Here is a 17365-nt window from a genome sequence, read left to right on the forward strand (position 1 = left end):
ACTAGGCGCTGTTCAGCGCGTCCCAGAAGCGGGTCATGAAACCACGCTTTTGCGACGGCGCAGGCGTTTCGGCATCGAAGCTGGCCGATGAAGCAACAGCTGAGGCTGCAGTCGCGGGCGCTTCACCGCCACCGGCTTGACGCACCAGGTAATGCTGCAGCGAGGTCAGGGCCTGTGCTTCTTCAAGGGTGAAATCCGGCCCCAGCAACCGCTTGCAGCTTTCCTGCAGAACCGCGAAAGACGCCTTGATATCTTCCGGCGAAGCGTCGCCCTCGTTTATCTTCGCGCCGTTGTCGCCGACGGACAGCCATTGCTGGACCATCTGGGCCAGTTCGCGATCGCTGATATTGTCGACCTCGACATCATGCGATGCGGCCAGTACGCGGCGCATATGCCCGCAGAAACTTTCCAGCACGGCCATATTGGCGAAAATCTTCGACCGCAGTGTCCGTACTGCCTTGATTTCAAGTGACTTCATGATGCCATACCCCTGTAGCAACACCCCAACTTCGAGGTAGTCTGCAACAAAGAAAAGCCTGTGACAAATGGAACGTTGCGGTGCGGGCCAATAGACATGGCAGAAGGGTTGGGATAAGCAGTCCATCTCATGAAAATGCTAGCGTTCCTTGCCAATCCCGACCGCTTCCGGCGGCTGACCGGACCGGCCCTGCCCGTTACCGGGCTGCTGGCGACCGGGCTGGTACTTGTCGGCGCGGTCTGGGCGCTGGGCTTCTCGCCGGACGATCAGGTGCAGGGCGAGGCGGTGAAGATCATGTATGTGCATGTGCCCGCCGCATGGATGGCGATGGCCGCCTATGCCTTCATCGCGGTCGCGAGCCTGATCGGTTATGTCTGGCGTCATTCTCTCGCCGATGTCGCCGCGCGGGAGGCCGCCCTGCCGGGCTTTGTCTTTACCCTGCTGGCACTCGTCACCGGATCGATCTGGGGACGAATCACCTGGGGCGTCTGGTGGGACTGGGATGCGCGCATGACGTCGATGCTTGCGCTCCTGTTCATCTATGCCGGTTACATGGCGCTTTGGCGGGCGATCGAGAATGAGGGCCAGGCCGCCCGTGCCGCGGCGCTGCTCGCCATGGTCGGGGCGATCAACCTGCCGATCATCAAGTTCTCCGTCGATTTCTGGGAGACGCTGCACCAGAAGGCGAGCGTGATCCGCGCCGATGGCCCGTCCATGCCAGCGAGCATGCTCTGGCCTCTGGCAATCATGGCGCTCGGTTATACCGCCTTTTTCGCCTTTCACGTGATGCTCCGCATGCATACGGTCATCCTCGAGAAACGCCGCGAGGCCCGGGCGAGACCGGCGCGGGCAGCGAGCACGGCGACGATCTCCCATCCAGCATCGGATGGAAGCCCCTCAGGGGAGCACGCCTGATGGACGGATCGCTGATGGGAGAGGACTTCACGCTGGCGATAACTGCCTGCTGGGTGATCTCCGCCCTGTGTCTCGGCGCTATCGCCGCATGGGCCGTCGCCCGCTATCGCAAGGTTTCGGGGAACGACCATGACTGAAGAACAACCGAAAAAGCGCATGCCGCGTCGTCGCCGCCAGCAGCGGCTGATGCTGGCCGCACTGATCGTACCGGCCCTGACCGGTGCCATCGGCCTTGCCGTCATCGCCATCGGCCAGAGCCAGGTCTATTTCTATCCACCGCGCGACCTGCCTTCCCCGTCAGAGCTGGACGGTCGCACCGTGCGCCTCGGCGGCATGGTCGTCGAAGGCTCCATCGAACAGGGGCTGGAAACCGACACCAGCTTCCGGGTCACCGATTATGTCGAGACCGTCACCGTCGTGACCAATGACATGCTGCCTGGCCTGTTCGGCGACAATCAGGGCGTCGTCGTGCAGGGCACGCTGGCCGCGGACGGCACCTTCATCGCCGCGCGCGTCATGGCCAAGCATGACGAGAACTATATGCCGGCTGAAGTCGCCGATGCCCTTGAAGAAAGCGGCAGGCTGGAAGAGTATAAGAAAAAAGGACTGGTCGAGCAGGACCGGTAGAGGGGTTTCGAGTACCACCCATGTTCAGTGATTATTTCAAGGCGTGGTCCAACGCCGTCCTGGCCACGCAGGTCGTTACCGCCCGCCTGCCGATCCTCTATATGCTGGCCGTCGATCCGACACCGAGTCGGCAGAAAGAAGCGCAGCTGATGTTCGCGGAAAAGCAGGAGGCTCTGTTCGAGGGCCTTGTTGCGGCGCAACATATCGCTTGCCAAAACATGGCGGACATGATGTTTAGCCGCCAGCCGGGGCCTTCCGCCTTTACCGACTACATGAACGCCCTGACGAGCCCGGCCGAGCGCATCCTGAAGGCGAATGCAAAACGGCTCGGCAAATAGATCTGCCCTCTCGCTTGCCTGATCGCGACCGGACGGACCACTCCTTCGATCCATTCCATCAGGCCGCTCCGGACCCGTCCGGGGACCAATCCGAGGACACATATTGTGAGCGCCGAGCCCCACACCACATTTTCCGGCGGTGATGCCAGTACCGGCAACGGTACGACACCGCGCGCCGGTTTCCGCGAATTCGTCGTCTCCATGGCCTTCCTCATTTCGCTGATCGCGATGGGTATCGATGCGATGCTGCCGGCACTCGGGCTGATTTCAGAAGACCTGTCCATCATGGGCGAGAACCATGCCCAGTTCGTCGTTGCCATCCTCTTTGCCGGCATGGCGTTCGGCCAGATCCTGTTCGGCCCGCTGTCGGAGAGCACGGGCCGGAAATATGCCGTCTATATCGGCCTTGCCGTTTTCGTCACCGGCAGCCTGATCGCCATGGTGACCCCGAATTTCACCGTGCTGCTCATCGCTCGCTTCATGCAGGGCTTTGGCGGCGCAGCGGGCCAGATCATCGCGATGGCAATGGTGCGCGACCGCTATAATGGCCGCGACATGGCGCGCGTCCTGTCCCTCGTGATGGGCGTGTTCATCCTTGTGCCTGCCGTCGCGCCGACCATCGGGCAATCCATCCTGTTTATCGGCGACTGGCGTGCCATCTTCTTCTTTCTCGCGCTTCAGGGCCTCGCCTGCCTCGCCCTGCTTCACTTCCGCATCGAAGAGACGCTGCCCGTGGAGCGTCGCAAGCCCTATCGCGTCTCCATGGTCCTCAGTGGGCTGAAGGCGGTCGTTACAACGCCGGTCACCATCGGCTACACGATCTGCGCGGGCTGCATTTTTGGCGGCATTATCGCCTACGTCTCATCAGCCCATCAGATTTTCCAGGAAATGTATGATACGGGCACGCTTTTCCCGCTGTTTTTCGGCATGATCGCCCTGTCTATCGGCGTTGCCTCCTTCACCAATTCCACGCTGGTCCGAAAGTTTGGCATGCGGCGGCTGGTGGCGACAGGCATCAGCGGCATCTTCACGCTGACGGGTCTTTTCCTGATGTGGCAGCTGTTTGTCGACGCGACACCGCCGCTGGCGCTGTTCGTTGTCTTCGCCATGTCGACTTTCTTCTGCTTCGGCATGCTGTTCGGCAATCTCAACGCCATGGCGATGGAGCCGATGGGCCATATCGCGGGCATTGCCGCCGCAGCAATGAGCTGCATCTCGACCACCATGTCGGTGACCATCGGCACGCTGATCGGCCAGTCCTTCAACGGCACGGTGCTGCCGCTGACGGCGGGGCTGTTCGGGCTGTCAATCCTCGCCGCCTGCGTGATGTTCACCACGGAAAAACTGCGTGGGCCGGAACCCGTCCCCCAGCCTGGAGAATAAGGGCCGCAAGTCGGTGAATAAGAACTACCGCTTGGCTATGCCGCCATCGACGAAATACTCAGACCCCGTCACATAGGATGCATCATCGGATAAGAGGAAGCAGCAGACAGCGGCGACTTCCTCTGCCGTACCGAAACGGCCGAGCGGGACCTGTTTCTTGATCTGCTCGGCGAATTGTTCCTGTTCCTCTTCCGACATGCCTGTATTGGCAACGAAATTGGTATCGATCGGACCCGGCGCCACCGAATTCACGCGAATGCCGCGTTCCGACAGTTCCGCCGCCCATGACCGCGCGATTGCTGCAAGAGATGCCTTTGCCGCGGCATAGACAGCCCCGCCCGGCTGGCCGAGATAAGCGGCGACTGACGAGGTGAGCAGCACTGCGCCCTTGTCGCTGATCATCGGCTTCAGCTGCGCCATCTGCAGCACGGGGCCGCGCACATTGGTATTGTGTAATTTGTCGTAAAATTCTTGGTCGACTTCTTCGGCGGGACGGAATTTTCCGTACCCGGCATTCAGGAAGGCCCCATCGATGCCGCCAATCTGGTCCTGGATCTTCTTGGCCAGGTCGACCGCGGCCTGCGGGTCGGTCGCGTCGTTTTTCAGGACGAGAGACCCGGAGGGCAGTTTTTCACCTGCGTCCTTCAGGTGGTCGTCGCTGTGGCCGGTAACGGCAACCTCGCCTCCCTCTTCGACGATGCGCAAGGCGGTCGCGAGACCGATGCCGCTGGTGCCGCCGGTGATGAGGATTTTCTTGCCGTCAAAACGTGCCATGGGGTTACTCCTTGCTGTTGGCTTATAGGGCGGGCGCTACCGCCCCGGGTCGACTAGCCAACAAGGGCAGGCCGCCAGCGTTCAGCGCCTCGGTCCGCTTTCTCGTCATGACTGTTCAAATCCGCGTGTCTTTGGCATGCTGAAGAAAACAACGAGGAGGAAGACCAATGAAATATCTGATGACCGGCGCCGCCAGCGCCCTGATCCTGACCACTGCGGCAATCGCCCCGGCCCATGCCGATCATCATGGGGACAAGATGGAAGAAGGCTTCGTCGCCCTGTTCGACGGCACGAGCCTCGACGGCTGGACATCGTCGCTCGACAACCCTGCTGCCTTCAGCATCGAGGACGGCGTCCTCGTCGTGAAGGGCGACCGCGCGCACCTGTTCTATTCCGGTGAGATCGAGGACCACGACTTCACAGATTTCGAACTGCGCCTGAAGGTGCGGACTACGGAAGGGTCGAATTCCGGCGTCTATTTCCACACGGTCTATCAGGAAGAGGGCTGGCCGGAGATCGGCCATGAGGCCCAGGTCAACTCAACACAGAGCGACCCACGCAAGACCGGCAGTCTTTACTCTGTCGCAGACATCTATGTCTCCGGCGATGAGAACGAGCCCGCCCTGCGCGTCGAAGGCGACAACAGTTTCGCCGCCCGCGACAAGGCTCCCTCCACCGACGGCGAATGGTTCGACTACACGATCCGCGTCGAGGGCAAAACGGTGACCATCAAGGTCGATGGCGAGACTACCGTGAAATGGACCGAGCCGGACGATTGGGACCGCGAAGGCCGCAAGCTCGCTAGCGGCACCTTCGCGCTGCAGGCCCACGACCCTGACAGCGAGGTCCACTACAAGGATATCCGCGTAAAGGTGCTGGACGCCGAAATGGGTGACGAATAACCATTATCACCCGATGAGCTTGTCAGAAGCCGGCCCTGAGAGGCCGGCTTTTTGCTGCGCAGCCCGCTTGTTGCCCAAGGCTTTATGCCTTCTGCGCCCCTGTTCGAAACGGCCTCGATTAATAGCTCACCATTCAGAGGCCACGCGTTCGAGGCCACGCGTTCGAGGCCTCCACGTTTGCAGGGCCCAGCTGGTACCGATCTTGGCCAGGACCTATCTGGGACCAAAAATGTGAGTAATCATTCACTCATTACTCTTGACGACACCCCCGACAAGGAGTATCTATCCTTTGTGAGTGATCACTCACTCATATGAGGCCGATGGAATGATGCTTGGAAGCCCGGTCACATCTGGTGTATCGAGTGATCACTCACTCATTTTGCTGCCGAGGCAGCGAAACACTGCGCACGGCGCAGCATGTAAGGACGAGGAGAAGTACAATGGCCGTTACCGCAAGAGAAAGAGCCCTGTCAGGCGAGGATGAAGCCGTTCGCGGCGTCACCGCCCTCGACGGCACCACGAAAGCGAAGATCGAACGCGCGGCGCTGGCCGTCTTTGCCCGTGGCGAGATGGACAAGGCGACGACCCGCGCCATCGCGGCTGAGGCCGGCATTTCCGAGGGCGCGCTCTACCGCCACTACAAGTCGAAGAATGACATCTTTACCGACCTGTTCTTTTCCATTCATGGTGAGCTTGGCCGCCTGATCGAGAAGGCTTCGGAGGAGAACGAGAGCGTGTCCGACCGGGCCGCTGCCCTGGTGCGCGCCTATTGCCGGACCGCCGACAATGACTGGCAGCTGTTCGCCTTTCACCTGCTCTCGATGCACCGCTTCCTGCCCGGCCCTCAGGGGGAGCCGGACCCGGTTGCGGCTGCCGAGGCGATCACCCGGGATGCGATGGGCAAGGGGGAGATCGCCCCGGGTGATCCAATTCTTGTCACCGGCATGGCGCTGGGGGCCGTTTTGCAGCCGGCCCTGCACATGGCCTATGGCCGCCTGACCGGGCCGCTGTCAGCCCATGAGGAAGACCTCGTGCGCGCTGTCATTGCCGTACTCGATCCTGTCGCGTAAGGGAGAATTGTCATGAGATCGATCCTGTTCCAGCTCGCCTACTGGCTGACCTCCATTTTTTTCGCGATCCTGTCGGTGCCGCTGTTGCTGATCCCGCATCGCGGCCCGCTGATGCTGTGGATATTACTCTATACACGGACCATGTGTTTCTGGATGGAGCATGTCGCCGGTATCCGTATCGAGGTGACGGGGCGCGACCGCCTGCCGGATGGCCCGTGCATCATCGCCGCCAAGCACCAGAGCTGGGGTGATGGCTTCATCATGTTCTCGCAATTCCACGACCTTGCCTTTGTAACCGGCGACCACCTGGAGAAGTTTCCGCTGGTCGGCGGCATCCTGAAGAAGATGGGTGCGATCGTCGTCAACAATTGCGGCGGACCAGCCGAACGCGGCCGCCTGCTCGATACGGCGATGAAGAAGGCGCGCGAGGATGGCCGTCGGATCCTGATCTATCCGGAGGGACACCTGTCGAAAATCGGCGAGCGCCACCGTTATCGCAAGGGTGTCTATCACATGTATCGCGATTACGATGTACCCGTCGTGCCGGTCGCCACCAATCTCGGCCTGTGCTGGCCGCAGCAGAGCGGCAAGGTCACCCCCGGCACGGCGAAGGTCGAGTTCCTCGAGCCGATCGCGCCCGGCATGCCGAAGGATGACTTCATGCTGCTGCTTGAGAACCGGATCGAGACGCGGTCCATGGAAATGCTGCCGCCGGAACATCGACCGCTGATCACCGCCGCGCCTGTCGATTGAAGGCTTCCCGCGAATGACCTCCCCCTCCCCTGAGACCACCGGCTTGACCGGCCCGTTCTTTTTCCAGCGGCGTTTCCTGCCGATGTGGGTCGCCTTCGTGCTCGGCGCGTTCACCGACAACATGCTGAAACAGGCGCTGCTGATCGGGCTGACCTTCCAGGCGCTGATCACACTGCCAGGCATTGCCGATGGCGCCAGCATAGTGCCCGTGGCGGGAGCCCTGTTCCCGCTCGCCATGCTGGTCTTCTCGCCTATTGCGGGGCAGGTCGCGGATAAATACGAGACGCGCAAACTCTTTCGGCTGACGAAGTTCGTCGAGTTCCTGCTGATGGTGCTGGCGGCTGCCGGCTTCCTGATGCTCGGCACGCCGCTCGCGCCTGTTGCAGGGCCGGTACTGGTGCTTGCCCTGTTCCTGATGGGTGTGCAATCGGCCTTTTTCAGCCCGGTGCGCATTTCCGCCATGCCGAAATATCTGACGAGCCAGGAGCTGATCCGCGCCAACGCCTTCTGCAATGGCGGGCTTTATACATCGATCCTGCTGGGTCTGTTACTCGGGGGTATGCTGATCATCATGGATGGCGGTCCGCTGATCGTCTCCATCGTCCTTGCCATCGCCGCCCTTGCCGGGTGGCTGGCGATACGCGCCACGCCTGAGGCCTCACCGGATGATCCCGGTCTCACGATCGAGTATAACCCGTTGAGGCTGATCCAACGGCAGATCGGCTATGTCTCCAGGGAGCCGCCGGTCATCCGCCCGCTGATCGGTATCGGGCTTTTCTTCTTCATCTCCACCGCTGTCACTATCGCGGTGCCGGTCTATGCCGACGAGACACTGAATGCCGATGGCAGTGTCGCCACCGCGATCATGGGCCTGTTTGCCATCGGCGCCCTGATCGGCGCGGTCATCTCCGCGCTGCTCTCGCGCGGCCGCTCCGGCCTCGGCTTTGCGACCAGCGCCATGACCGTGGCAAGCGTGGCAAGTGTCGCCCTCTATATCGCCAGCGCCCTGTTCGAGCATGATGGCGACCGCCTGAACGCAATGGAATTCCTGTCGCGCCCGGATGGTTGGTTGCTCGCTGGGCTTTTCATGATCTGCTCGGCGGCGATGGGCGTTTTCACCGTACCGCTTCAGGCTGCCGTTCAGCGCCGGGCCAGGCCTCAGCACCGGGCCCGCATCATGGCATCCGGCAACATGCTGAACGCGCTGACCGCCGGCATCGGCTCACTGTCGGTACTGTTCGTCACCGGCACGGCGATGACGCCCCATGCAGCCTTTTTGGGGATTGCCGCCCTGCAGGCGACCATCACCCTTTACATGGTCTTCCGCCGGCGGTCGGTGCCGGAAGGCCTTTATGACGAGGTGCTGGATGACCATGAGCAGACCCCGCCTGTGACACTGGAAACGGCACCACTTCTCGATGCCGAGCCTGACAAAATACAGCCTCCACGGGTCTGACGGCACTGATTTTGCAACCTCATCAGTGTTGAAAACTTTTGTTTCACCGGATAACAATGCCCCCAGGACAGGGGTGGGGTCGAGAAGCGATGTTCCTTTACAGGGCTATACTGGACATTGCGGCTGATACCCTTCCGGGGAGAGGGACGATCAGCATATGACATATCTTGTCGCATGCCTGTGCTTGATGATCATTGCCGGGGTGGCTGTATGGGCCAGGCGGCCTGACGCCTTTTCCGGCGAAGCGTCCGACAACCCTGACAGCAATCCCGATTTCACCTTGCGCCGCGCCGTACTTCTCTTTGGCCCGCAGATGAACGATCCCCGGTGCAGCGCGCAACGCACCGAACTGAAACGCATCCTCGGCCCCCTGCTGGAAGGCGGTTACCGTATCGTCGAGGTCTATGGCACCAACGCCCCTACCCAGAACGGCGAGGTCTATGACTGGCTCGACAACCAGCTGCTGCGCGATACGCTGAATGCCAGATCCGGCTTTCACCTGATCTTCGTCGACGACGCAGGGCAGATGCTGTTCCACGCTGCCCAGTCGGTCACTGCCGAGGCACTGCTGCATATCTTCGATCTCTGGCATCACATCGAAGGCGCGGCCGGCGAGGCCCTGGCGGAGACCATGGCAGAGGCACTGGCTGAAACCGGCACCCGGGAAAACGAAGCCAGCGCCGAAACAGTGCCACTTACTGCCGAGCCTGAAAGGACCAGGCCGGAGACCGTACCATCCTTTGCGACACGGGCTGCCATGGCTCAGGCCCGGAAGACATCACTGCGTCCGGCAACGGTAACTTTCACCGGTCCCGGCCTTGCCAGCCAGCTGCGCACGCTGGAGATGATCGCGGCGGAGAACAACCGCAAAGGCGTGCCTGATGCAGCCAACGAGCCGCGTGATCAGGGTCGCCCCGAGCCATCTGCCGCAACCGCGCAGAAACAGCGCCCGAGGGCACCATCCCACATCAAGGAAATGCTGAAACGCCGCCGCGCTTAGGCGCCGGGGTGTTTTTTTGCTTGCGGTGCACAATAAGCACTCTGTCGGCCTTGTCACGCCTGCCCCCCCTGCCTAAACAGGATCTTCGAGACATAACGGGGGTATCAATGACCGCAACTGCCATGATGGATGGGATGATCGACCTTGCGCTGCGCGCCGGGGAAAAAATCTGCTCGATCTACGACACGGACTTCGACAAGGAGATCAAGGGCGACGGGTCTCCGGTGACGGAAGCCGACCAGCTTGCCGAGGACATTATCCTGGCCGGGCTGAAAGAGATCGCGCCGGATATCCCGGTACTGGCCGAGGAATCCGCTGCGGCGGGCAAGATCCCCGAATTGGGCGATAAATTCTTTCTCGTCGATCCGCTCGACGGCACAAAGGAATTCATCAACAAGACCGGCGAGTTCACCGTCAACATCGCGCTGATAGAGAACGGCCGGCCGGTTGCGGGCGTCGTCTATGCCCCGGCAGCCGAGAAGCTGTATTTCGGGACCGTGGGCGAGGGTGCCTTCATCCAGAAAATCGCGCCGGGCGCAGACCGCGCCGATGCCCTGCGCGCTGCACCGATCAATGTGCGCAAGCGCAAGGAAGGCGCGCTGATCGCCGTTGCCAGCCGCTCCCACCGCTCGGCCGAGACCGAAACGCTGCTGGAAAAGCTGGGCGCGACGGACTTCACGCCTGCGGGCTCATCCCTGAAATTCTGCCTCGTCGCCGAGGGCCTCGCCGATGTCTATCCGCGCCTTGGACGGACGATGGAATGGGACACCGGCGCCGGTCAGGCCGTGCTGGAAGCTGCCGGCGGCAGCGTCAACGCCTATGAAGGCGAGGAGGAGACCGGCCCCCTCGGCTATGGCAAGAAAGAGCGCGGGTTCGACAACCCCTATTTCATCGCCTGGGGTGGTCAGTAAGCCTCAACCATTGTGTGAAATCGCCCCGCGCTGTATTGGCGGGGCGTGACAACCAGCCAGCATATCAGGGAAGAGATCCGCGCCCGCGCCCTTGAAGAAGGGTTCGATGTCGCTGGCTTTACCACCGCCCGCCTGCCGGACAGCGCGGGCGAGGGCCTCGCCGCTTTTCTTGCCAATGGCCATCACGGCGATATGGACTGGCTGGAGACCCGGCGCGAACAACGGGCCTCGCCCGATGCGCTGTGGCCGGAGGCTCGCAGCGTCATCGCCCTCGGCCTGAACTATGGCCCAGACGAGGACCCGATGGAGAAGCTTGCGCGGCGCCTTGAGGGCAATATCTCCGTCTATGCCGGCAACAAGGATTATCACGACGTCATCAAGAAGCGGTTGAAGCGCATAGGCCGGTGGGTGTGCGAGGCCCATGACTGCTCGGTCAAGGTCTTTGTTGATACAGCCCCGGTGATGGAAAAGCCGCTTGGCCAGCAGGCGGGCATAGGCTGGCAGGGCAAGCACACCAACCTCGTCTCGCGCGAGTTCGGCTCATGGCTGTTCCTGGGGGCAATCTACATGACGCTGGACCTGCCGCCAGACGATCCGGAGGCGGATCATTGTGGTTCCTGCCGGGCCTGCCTCGACATATGCCCGACCAAGGCCTTTCCCGCCCCATACCAGATCGATGCGCGACGCTGCATCTCCTATCTGACGATCGAGAACAAGGGGCATATCCCGCTGGAGTTCCGCGCCGCCATGGGCAATCGCATCTATGGTTGCGATGATTGCACCGCCGTGTGCCCGTGGAACAAGTTTGCCACGCGAACGGAGGAAGTCGCCTTTCACACGCGCGAGGCCCTGCGCGGGCCCTTGCTGGCGGAACTGTCAGCGCTGGACGACAACGCTTTTCGGGAAATGTTCCGTGCTTCGCCGGTCAAGCGCATCGGCCGCGACCGCTTCGTGCGCAATGTGCTGATTGCCATTGGAAATTCGGGAGAACAGGCACTGGCCGCAAACGCGCAAGCGTTGCTGGCCGATCCTTCACCGCTGGTCAGGTCGATGGCGATATGGGCCCTGAGCAAGCTTGACAGGGCCGCTGCAGGGCGTGCCAGAGAACAATACGCGACGATGGAAACGGACGACGCCGTCAAAGCCGAATGGCAGCGTATTGCTCAGCCTGCTGATCAGTAACGGTCACGATCTCTATCCCTGCCCCGGTCACGACCCCTGCCACGGTCGCGATCATAGTCATCGTAATCGTCGTCATAGCGATCGCGGTACTTGCCGTCACGCGGCCCCTTGTAGGGACCGTCGAGCGACCGGTCACGTTCCCAGCAGCTGCAGCTGTTGTCCCAGACAAAGCCCTCGCCCCGTCCGTTCACCCGGGAATATTGCGACGAATACGAGCCATCTGAAGTATCACCCCACATGTCGGCATAACCATCGCCATTGGAATCGCAGGTATAGAAAGTGCCCGTGTTGCGGCACTGATAGGCGCCGACCCAGCTGCCATAGCTGTAGTTCGGTACCGGCCAGTATCCTGTACCGAAATTGTTCGGGCGATAGAGGCTGTAGGGGGAGGGTGTATAACCGGTACCGTAGCCTGCGCCATACCCGCTATAGCCATTATAACCATAGGAGGATTCGTAACTCGCCTGGGCCAGCCCCTCGCTGAAGGCCTGCATGGTTTCGGCGTCGCACGCACTCAAGCCTAAAGCGGCGGTCACGGATAATATAACGCTGCGCATCATGGGGTCTCTCTCCATCTCTCTGGGTGGAGATTACGCGGCGGCGTGGTTAACGGTCAAGCAGATCTGACAGGCACGAAAGCAAGCGCTCGCTTACCGTTCGGCCCGGATATCTGCTCCCAGCCCCTTCATCAGGGTAAGGAATTCCGGGAAGGATGTCGCGATCATGTCCGTTGAATCGACCCCGACAGGGTCGGCGGAAACGAGCCCCATGATCAGGAAGCTCATCGCGATACGATGGTCCATATGTGTACTGACCATATCGCCACCTTTCAGCAGCGCGCCCCCGGAACCGGTGACCTGAAGCCAGTCCGCCCCCTCGACGATCTCCACACCATTGCCGGCGAGCCCGGCTGCGACAGCGGAAAGCCGGTCGGATTCCTTGACCCGCAACTCTTCCAGACCCTCCATGCGCGTCGCGCCCGTGGCGCAGGCAGCCGCGACGGAAAGGATAGGATATTCATCGATCATGGACGGCGCACGATCGGCCGGCACATCGACGCCTTTCAGCGCGCTGTGGCGAGCGGTTATATCCGCAAGGGTCTCACCGGCCAGCGTGCGCTCATTGGCGAAGGTCAGGTCGGCACCCATCTCGATCAGGGTCTTGTAAAGCCCCGTACGCTGAGGGTTCATCAAAACGCCCTCCACGGTCACCTCAGAGCCCGGCACGATCAGGGCGGCAACCAGCGGGAAGGCCGCCGATGACGGGTCGGCCGGCACGGTGATGTCGCAGGCTTTCAGCGCCTGGCCGCCTTTCAGGTGGATCGTCCGGCCGCTGGTCTCTTCCGCCCCTTCCAGCGGCCCGAAGGAAATCTCCGCCCCGAAGGCTGACAACATCCGTTCGGTATGGTCACGGCTCAGCACCGGTTCCTCGATCACCGTCTCGCCTTCCGCGCCAAGGGCCGCAAGCAGGATCGCCGACTTGATCTGCGCCGATGGTTTCGGCAGGCGATAGCGCATGGCGGTGAGCTGGCCGCCGGAAATCCTGACCGGCAGACGACCCTCGTCACTGTCGGACGAGCCGCCCATCTGGGCCAGCGGTTCCAGGATGCGGCCCATCGGGCGCTTGCGCAGGGAGGCATCGCCATCGAACGCCGCTTCCACGCCCTGCCCGGCGACCGCGCCCATCAACAGGCGCACGCCCGTGCCGCTGTTACCGGCATAGAGAATGCGCTCCGGTGCCTGCCATGGCGCGCCCTCGATGGTCCAGACCGGTCCGTCGGGGGTCATGTCGCGCTCGATCGAGACGCCGAGCGCGCGCAGCGCCGCGGCGGTGTGCAGCACGTCTTCTGCTTCCAGCAGGCCGAGCACATGCGTCACGCCTTCAGCCAGGGCGCCGAAGATCAGCGAACGATGGGAAATCGACTTGTCGCCGGGCACCTGCACCCGACCGTTCAGGGACGCACCGCGGTGCGCGAATGTACTCATGTTAAGGCCCGCCTTGAGAATTTGCGTTTTCCTTTTGACAGCGCCGGGGTTGCATGGCAACACCCGTGCTTTAGCTGCTTTACATTCAAGACAAAGGTAAGCCCGTGGCGAATGAAGAACTAGGCCAGAAGCGCGATTGCCCCGAATGCGGCGCCCGTTTCTATGACCTGAACAAGGAACCGGCCCATTGCCCCAAATGCGGCAATGAATTCGTGCCCGAAGCCATCCTGAAGCCGCGCAAGACGCGCAAGGAAGACGATACGGCCGAGGACAAGGATGACGAGGCCGATGAGGACGAGGATCTGGATGACGAGTCCGAGGACGATACGTCCCCGGACGAGGAAACCAGCCTCGAGGAAGCCGACGAGGAGGAAGCCGCTTCCGCCAAGTCGCGCAAATCCTCAGCCAAGGTCGACGAAGAAGATGACGATGACGACGATGATGACGAGCTGTCGGACATCGAGGATATCGACATCGACACTGATGATGACGACACCCTGCTCGACGACGATGACGAAGACGATGAGGACTTCGACGACATTGTCGGCGGTGCCGGCGACGACGACGACGATCGTTGATCGCTTGTTGATTTCACGCTGATTTTTTAGCGAAATTACACTTGCAAAGCCGGGAAACTGACACTAGTTTCCCGGTCTTCCCGGCGCCGCCAGCGCACTTTCAATGGCGGCACCGATTTCCGAATGGAACGGGGCTATAGCTCAGCTGGGAGAGCGCTTGCATGGCATGCAAGAGGTCAGCGGTTCGATCCCGCTTAGCTCCACCATTCGAACCCGATTGGCCGCCAGGCCAGGCAAACGATCCAGTGAATCGTTTGCAGGGTAAGAATGCTCCGGCAGGAGCCAATCAGAAACTCTTGTTTCAAGTCGATCTGCCGAAGGCAGAAAAATTTGATCCAGTGAATCAAGTTTGGACGGAGAATGCCCTGGCAGGGGGCCACACCGATCAATCACCCTTATCCATCTTGTCGCACCGCAAGCCAATCCGGCTTGTGCGGCGCCATCCCCGCTGCTATCGGCAGGACCATGAGGGATTTCCGTATCTGGCTGTTGCGCATGATGCTGCTCGCCTTCGCCGTCCAGGCGGGGTTTGGCGGCGCTGCCATGGCGCGCCTGGCAGAGCACAGCTATTCGATCTGTTCCCCGTCCGGCACCGGCCTGACAGCCGAGGCCAAGGCTGCGGCGCGCGAATTCGCGGCGCTGACGACCCGCAAGGATATTCCCCGCAACAGTGCCCATGAAGACCAGTGTTTCCTTTGCCATCTTGCTGCATCCCCCGCTTTAACGGGCGAGCCAATGGTGGTCGATGCACCGGCCCGCTCGCGCGAGGCTCTGCGCCCGCTTGAGAATGCGGCGATTGCCGCCCTGCCCCAGGGGCCACCGCTTGGCGGCCGGGCCCCGCCCGCCGTCTGATGATCCATGCCGTGCTGACCGCCGGGCGATGACGCCTGCGCAGCAGCAAACAATATCATCAGACGAAAGACCTTTTACATGACCAGACTGTTGTTGGCAGGCGCAAGTGCCCTGCCGTTTTTCATCCTGCCTGCCCTTTCCGCTACCGCGCATGCAGAAACCGTCACTGCCGGAGCCATGGAGAGTGACGAGACCATCGTCATCACCGGCGAACGCCGCGATGCCCTGAGCGACGCCCTTGCCGAGAAGGCCCGCCGCCCGGGCAATGTGGATGTTGTACCGGCTGAGGAGTTTCAGGACCGCTACACCACCACCTTCCGCGATGCCCTCGCGCTGACCCCCGGGGTCATCATGCAGCCGAGTGCCGGGGAAGATGGCCGCCTGTCGATCCGCGGCTCCGGCCTTGCCCAGAACGTGCACCTGCGCGGGGTGGAGGTATTGCTCGGCGGCGTGCCGATGAACGCTGCCGATGGCTTTGGCGACCTGCAGGAATTCGACCTGCTGTTTGCCTCGCATGTCGATGTGCTGAAGGGCGGCAATGCCTATCGCGTCGGCTCAGCCACGCTGGGGGGCGCCATCTCTGTGGAGACACTGACAGCGAAAAGCGTGGCAACGCCGCATGCCATCCGGGCCGAGGCAGGCTCGTTCGGCACATCCCGGCTGCATGCCCGCGCCTCGCGCGATTTCGGTCGCTTCGACATTCTCGTTGCCGGGACATGGCAGCGACAGGACGGCTTCCGCGATCATGCGCAACAGAACAATGAGCGTGCCTATATCAATCTTGGCTATCAATGGTCTGATGCGGCCGAGACCCGCGTCGGCATCTTCTACAATGATGTCGACCAGGAACTGGTCGGCTCTGTCAGCCTGGAGACAGCTTTGGAGCAGCCTGCAATGGGCAACTACGGCGCGATCAGCCAGGACTGGCAGCGAGATATCGATTCGCTTCGTGCCTATACAACGACGACGATCGAGCTTGGCACCGGAAAGCTGACCTTTGGCGGGACGGCAGCTCAGCGCGACCTTTACCATCCTGTGCCGGTCTTCCTTATTCAGGAGGCGGAGGATTATTCCGGCTTCCTGCGCTATGACGGTGACGGCTCCATTGCAGGCAGACCGGCAGAATGGTCGATTGGCACGCGCCTGCGCGACACGACGAACAACGCCGATGTCTACCTCAATTTCTCGGGTGCCATCGGGCCGCAGATCACAGATTCCGTGCAGAAGTCAGCCTCAGCTGAACTCTATGGCGAGGGGCGTATCGAACTAACGCCTGGCCTCTGGGCAATCGCCGCAGCGAGCTGGCTCGACACGCGCCGGGATTTCGAGAACAGCAATGATGCAAGCCTGAATGCGGAAACATCCTTCTCCCATCTCAGCCCCAAGGTCGGCTTGCTCTATGAGGCGAGCGAGACAATCCAGCTCTTCGCCAACGCCTCTGCCTCCTATGAGCCACCGACATTCCTCGACCTGACCCAGGGCGGTGTTGCCGGCTTCCAGCCGATCGAGGCGCAGGATGCGGTATCGTATGAAGCGGGTGCCCGCGGCAGCATCGGCGATGTCAGCTTCGAGGCCGCGCTCTACCGCCAGCAGATCGAGGGTGAATTCGTTGCCTTCACCACGACGCCGGGCATACCGGCAGCGATCTTCAACGCCGGTGACACGATCCATCAGGGGGCGGAGATTTTTGCCTCATGGAAGGCTGTAGGCACGGATGGCGGGCTGTCGGTCACACCGCAAGTGTCTTGGACATGGAACGACTTCTCTTTCGATGGGGACGCAATATATAGCAACAATCGTCTTGCGGGCATGCCGGAGCATTTTGGCAGGCTGCAGGTCGTCTTCGAGCGGGACAGGTTTCGCGTGACACCGAATATCACCGTGCAGGCCGGGGACAACTTCCTCGACTACGCCAATACAAGCGATGTGCCTGGCTATGAGCTTTATGGCGTCGAGGCATCATGGGATGTGTCCCCCGACATCACGCTCTTCGTCGAAGGCCGTAACCTGACCGATGAAGGCTATGCACTGAACTATTCGACCCTGGCCGATGCCAGCGATCCGGCCGCGAACCTGGATGTGTTCGTGCCCGGCGAGGGGCGCGCTGTCTATGGCGGCATAAGGCTTGGTTTCGGCGGTAGCCGGTAGCACTATAATCCGG

General features: G+C 61.5%; 19 protein-coding genes and 1 tRNA gene. 16 read left to right on the forward strand and 4 right to left on the reverse strand.

Annotated elements, in window-relative coordinates:
* Position 1 precedes the first annotated feature (1 nt).
* Entirely contained in the window at positions 2–478 is a 477-nt protein-coding gene (locus FF098_RS16165) for a hypothetical protein (RefSeq protein WP_155142498.1), read from the reverse strand.
* A 135-nt stretch (positions 479–613) separates the two neighbouring features.
* Here FF098_RS16165 and ccmC point away from each other — a divergent pair, with 135 nt between their 5' ends.
* From ccmC to FF098_RS16190, 5 genes are all read left to right on the forward strand, one after another.
* Entirely contained in the window at positions 614–1393 is a 780-nt protein-coding gene (gene ccmC, locus FF098_RS16170) for a heme ABC transporter permease CcmC (protein WP_155142628.1), read from the forward strand.
* The gene (locus FF098_RS16175) at positions 1393–1530 is read left to right on the forward strand and encodes a hypothetical protein (RefSeq protein ID WP_155142500.1); all 138 of its coding nucleotides are present in this window, start codon (positions 1393–1395) and stop codon (positions 1528–1530) included. Before ccmC ends, FF098_RS16175 begins: the two co-directional genes overlap by 1 nt.
* Positions 1523–2020 (forward strand): cytochrome c maturation protein CcmE, encoded by a 498-nt coding sequence (locus tag FF098_RS16180; protein WP_155142503.1) that lies wholly within the window; start codon positions 1523–1525, stop codon positions 2018–2020. The genes FF098_RS16175 and FF098_RS16180 overlap by 8 nt, the downstream gene beginning before the upstream one ends.
* Before the next feature lie 20 nt (positions 2021–2040).
* A complete protein-coding gene (locus FF098_RS16185; protein WP_155142505.1) occupies positions 2041–2358 on the forward strand; it encodes a hypothetical protein in 318 nt (105 codons plus the stop codon).
* Between the two features lie 105 nt (positions 2359–2463).
* Positions 2464–3741 carry a multidrug effflux MFS transporter gene (locus tag FF098_RS16190; RefSeq protein WP_155142507.1) on the forward strand — a complete coding sequence of 426 codons (1278 nt, stop codon included), beginning with the start codon at positions 2464–2466 and terminating at the stop codon, positions 3739–3741.
* A gap of 24 nt (positions 3742–3765) precedes the next feature.
* Here the strand turns inward: FF098_RS16190 and FF098_RS16195 are convergent, their stop codons facing one another.
* Entirely contained in the window at positions 3766–4515 is a 750-nt protein-coding gene (locus FF098_RS16195; protein WP_155142509.1) for an SDR family oxidoreductase, read from the reverse strand.
* Positions 4516–4682: 167 nt separating this feature from the next.
* On the opposite strand from FF098_RS16195, the gene FF098_RS16200 reads away from it, so the two are divergent.
* The 7 genes from FF098_RS16200 to queG all read left to right on the forward strand — a co-directional run bounded on the left by FF098_RS16200 (position 4683) and on the right by queG (position 11789).
* Entirely contained in the window at positions 4683–5417 is a 735-nt protein-coding gene (locus tag FF098_RS16200) for a 3-keto-disaccharide hydrolase (RefSeq protein ID WP_155142511.1), read from the forward strand.
* 440 nt (positions 5418–5857) lie between these two features.
* Positions 5858–6487, forward strand: a complete 630-nt coding sequence (locus tag FF098_RS16205) for a TetR/AcrR family transcriptional regulator (protein ID WP_155142513.1) — start codon at positions 5858–5860, stop codon at positions 6485–6487.
* A 12-nt stretch (positions 6488–6499) separates the two neighbouring features.
* Positions 6500–7240: a lysophospholipid acyltransferase family protein gene (locus tag FF098_RS16210; protein ID WP_155142515.1), complete on the forward strand. Its 741-nt coding sequence runs from the start codon at positions 6500–6502 to the stop codon at positions 7238–7240.
* 13 nt (positions 7241–7253) lie between these two features.
* Entirely contained in the window at positions 7254–8696 is a 1443-nt protein-coding gene (locus tag FF098_RS16215; protein WP_155142517.1) for an MFS transporter, read from the forward strand.
* A 157-nt stretch (positions 8697–8853) separates the two neighbouring features.
* Positions 8854–9696, forward strand: coding sequence for a hypothetical protein (locus FF098_RS16220; protein ID WP_155142519.1), 843 nt, complete (start codon positions 8854–8856; stop codon positions 9694–9696).
* Positions 9697–9803: 107 nt separating this feature from the next.
* Complete coding sequence (cysQ, locus tag FF098_RS16225; RefSeq protein ID WP_205967543.1) at positions 9804–10607, forward strand: 3'(2'),5'-bisphosphate nucleotidase CysQ; 804 nt, start codon at positions 9804–9806, stop codon at positions 10605–10607.
* 45 nt (positions 10608–10652) lie between these two features.
* Positions 10653–11789, forward strand: coding sequence for a tRNA epoxyqueuosine(34) reductase QueG (gene queG, locus FF098_RS16230; RefSeq protein WP_229714613.1), 1137 nt, complete (start codon positions 10653–10655; stop codon positions 11787–11789).
* Here the strand turns inward: queG and FF098_RS16235 are convergent.
* Positions 11783–12349 carry a hypothetical protein gene (locus tag FF098_RS16235; protein ID WP_155142523.1) on the reverse strand — a complete coding sequence of 189 codons (567 nt, stop codon included), beginning with the start codon at positions 12347–12349 and terminating at the stop codon, positions 11783–11785. The genes queG and FF098_RS16235 overlap by 7 nt on opposite strands.
* Positions 12350–12439: 90 nt before the next feature.
* Positions 12440–13774 (reverse strand): 3-phosphoshikimate 1-carboxyvinyltransferase, encoded by a 1335-nt coding sequence (gene aroA, locus FF098_RS16240; RefSeq protein WP_155142525.1) that lies wholly within the window; start codon positions 13772–13774, stop codon positions 12440–12442.
* Between the two features lie 104 nt (positions 13775–13878).
* Here aroA and FF098_RS16245 point away from each other — a divergent pair, with 104 nt between their 5' ends.
* From FF098_RS16245 to FF098_RS16260, 4 genes are all read left to right on the forward strand, one after another.
* On the forward strand, positions 13879–14352 hold the full coding sequence (locus FF098_RS16245) for a TIGR02300 family protein (RefSeq protein ID WP_166426593.1): 474 nt from the start codon (positions 13879–13881) through the stop codon (positions 14350–14352).
* A gap of 130 nt (positions 14353–14482) precedes the next feature.
* Positions 14483–14558 (forward strand) — tRNA-Ala (locus FF098_RS16250).
* Positions 14559–14817: 259 nt separating this feature from the next.
* On the forward strand, positions 14818–15204 hold the full coding sequence (locus FF098_RS16255) for a DUF2946 family protein (protein ID WP_155142529.1): 387 nt from the start codon (positions 14818–14820) through the stop codon (positions 15202–15204).
* Between the two features lie 78 nt (positions 15205–15282).
* Positions 15283–17352 carry a TonB-dependent receptor family protein gene (locus FF098_RS16260; RefSeq protein WP_155142531.1) on the forward strand — a complete coding sequence of 690 codons (2070 nt, stop codon included), beginning with the start codon at positions 15283–15285 and terminating at the stop codon, positions 17350–17352.
* Positions 17353–17365: the final 13 nt, after the last annotated feature.

The sequence above is a fragment of the Aquisalinus luteolus genome, assembly GCF_009712425.2.
GTDB classification, from domain to species: Bacteria; Pseudomonadota; Alphaproteobacteria; order Caulobacterales; family Parvularculaceae; genus Aquisalinus; species Aquisalinus luteolus.

Bases quoted from the DNA above. Each gene is read 5' to 3' on its own strand.
- aroA (WP_155142525.1), bottom strand. From the start codon at position 13,774: ATGAGTACATTCGCGCACCGCGGTGCGTCCCTGAACGGTCGGGTGCAG.
- FF098_RS16255 (WP_155142529.1), top strand. From the start codon at position 14,818: ATGAGGGATTTCCGTATCTGGCTGTTGCGCATGATGCTGCTCGCCTTC.
- FF098_RS16235 (WP_155142523.1), bottom strand. From the start codon at position 12,349: ATGATGCGCAGCGTTATATTATCCGTGACCGCCGCTTTAGGCTTGAGT.
- FF098_RS16200 (WP_155142511.1), top strand. From the start codon at position 4,683: ATGAAATATCTGATGACCGGCGCCGCCAGCGCCCTGATCCTGACCACT.
- FF098_RS16195 (WP_155142509.1), bottom strand. From the start codon at position 4,515: ATGGCACGTTTTGACGGCAAGAAAATCCTCATCACCGGCGGCACCAGC.
- FF098_RS16180 (WP_155142503.1), top strand. From the start codon at position 1,523: ATGACTGAAGAACAACCGAAAAAGCGCATGCCGCGTCGTCGCCGCCAG.
- FF098_RS16205 (WP_155142513.1), top strand. From the start codon at position 5,858: ATGGCCGTTACCGCAAGAGAAAGAGCCCTGTCAGGCGAGGATGAAGCC.
- ccmC (WP_155142628.1), top strand. From the start codon at position 614: ATGCTAGCGTTCCTTGCCAATCCCGACCGCTTCCGGCGGCTGACCGGA.
- FF098_RS16210 (WP_155142515.1), top strand. From the start codon at position 6,500: ATGAGATCGATCCTGTTCCAGCTCGCCTACTGGCTGACCTCCATTTTT.
- FF098_RS16220 (WP_155142519.1), top strand. From the start codon at position 8,854: ATGACATATCTTGTCGCATGCCTGTGCTTGATGATCATTGCCGGGGTG.
- cysQ (WP_205967543.1), top strand. From the start codon at position 9,804: ATGACCGCAACTGCCATGATGGATGGGATGATCGACCTTGCGCTGCGC.
- FF098_RS16175 (WP_155142500.1), top strand. From the start codon at position 1,393: ATGGACGGATCGCTGATGGGAGAGGACTTCACGCTGGCGATAACTGCC.
- FF098_RS16185 (WP_155142505.1), top strand. From the start codon at position 2,041: ATGTTCAGTGATTATTTCAAGGCGTGGTCCAACGCCGTCCTGGCCACG.
- FF098_RS16215 (WP_155142517.1), top strand. From the start codon at position 7,254: ATGACCTCCCCCTCCCCTGAGACCACCGGCTTGACCGGCCCGTTCTTT.
- FF098_RS16260 (WP_155142531.1), top strand. From the start codon at position 15,283: ATGACCAGACTGTTGTTGGCAGGCGCAAGTGCCCTGCCGTTTTTCATC.
- FF098_RS16165 (WP_155142498.1), bottom strand. From the start codon at position 478: ATGAAGTCACTTGAAATCAAGGCAGTACGGACACTGCGGTCGAAGATT.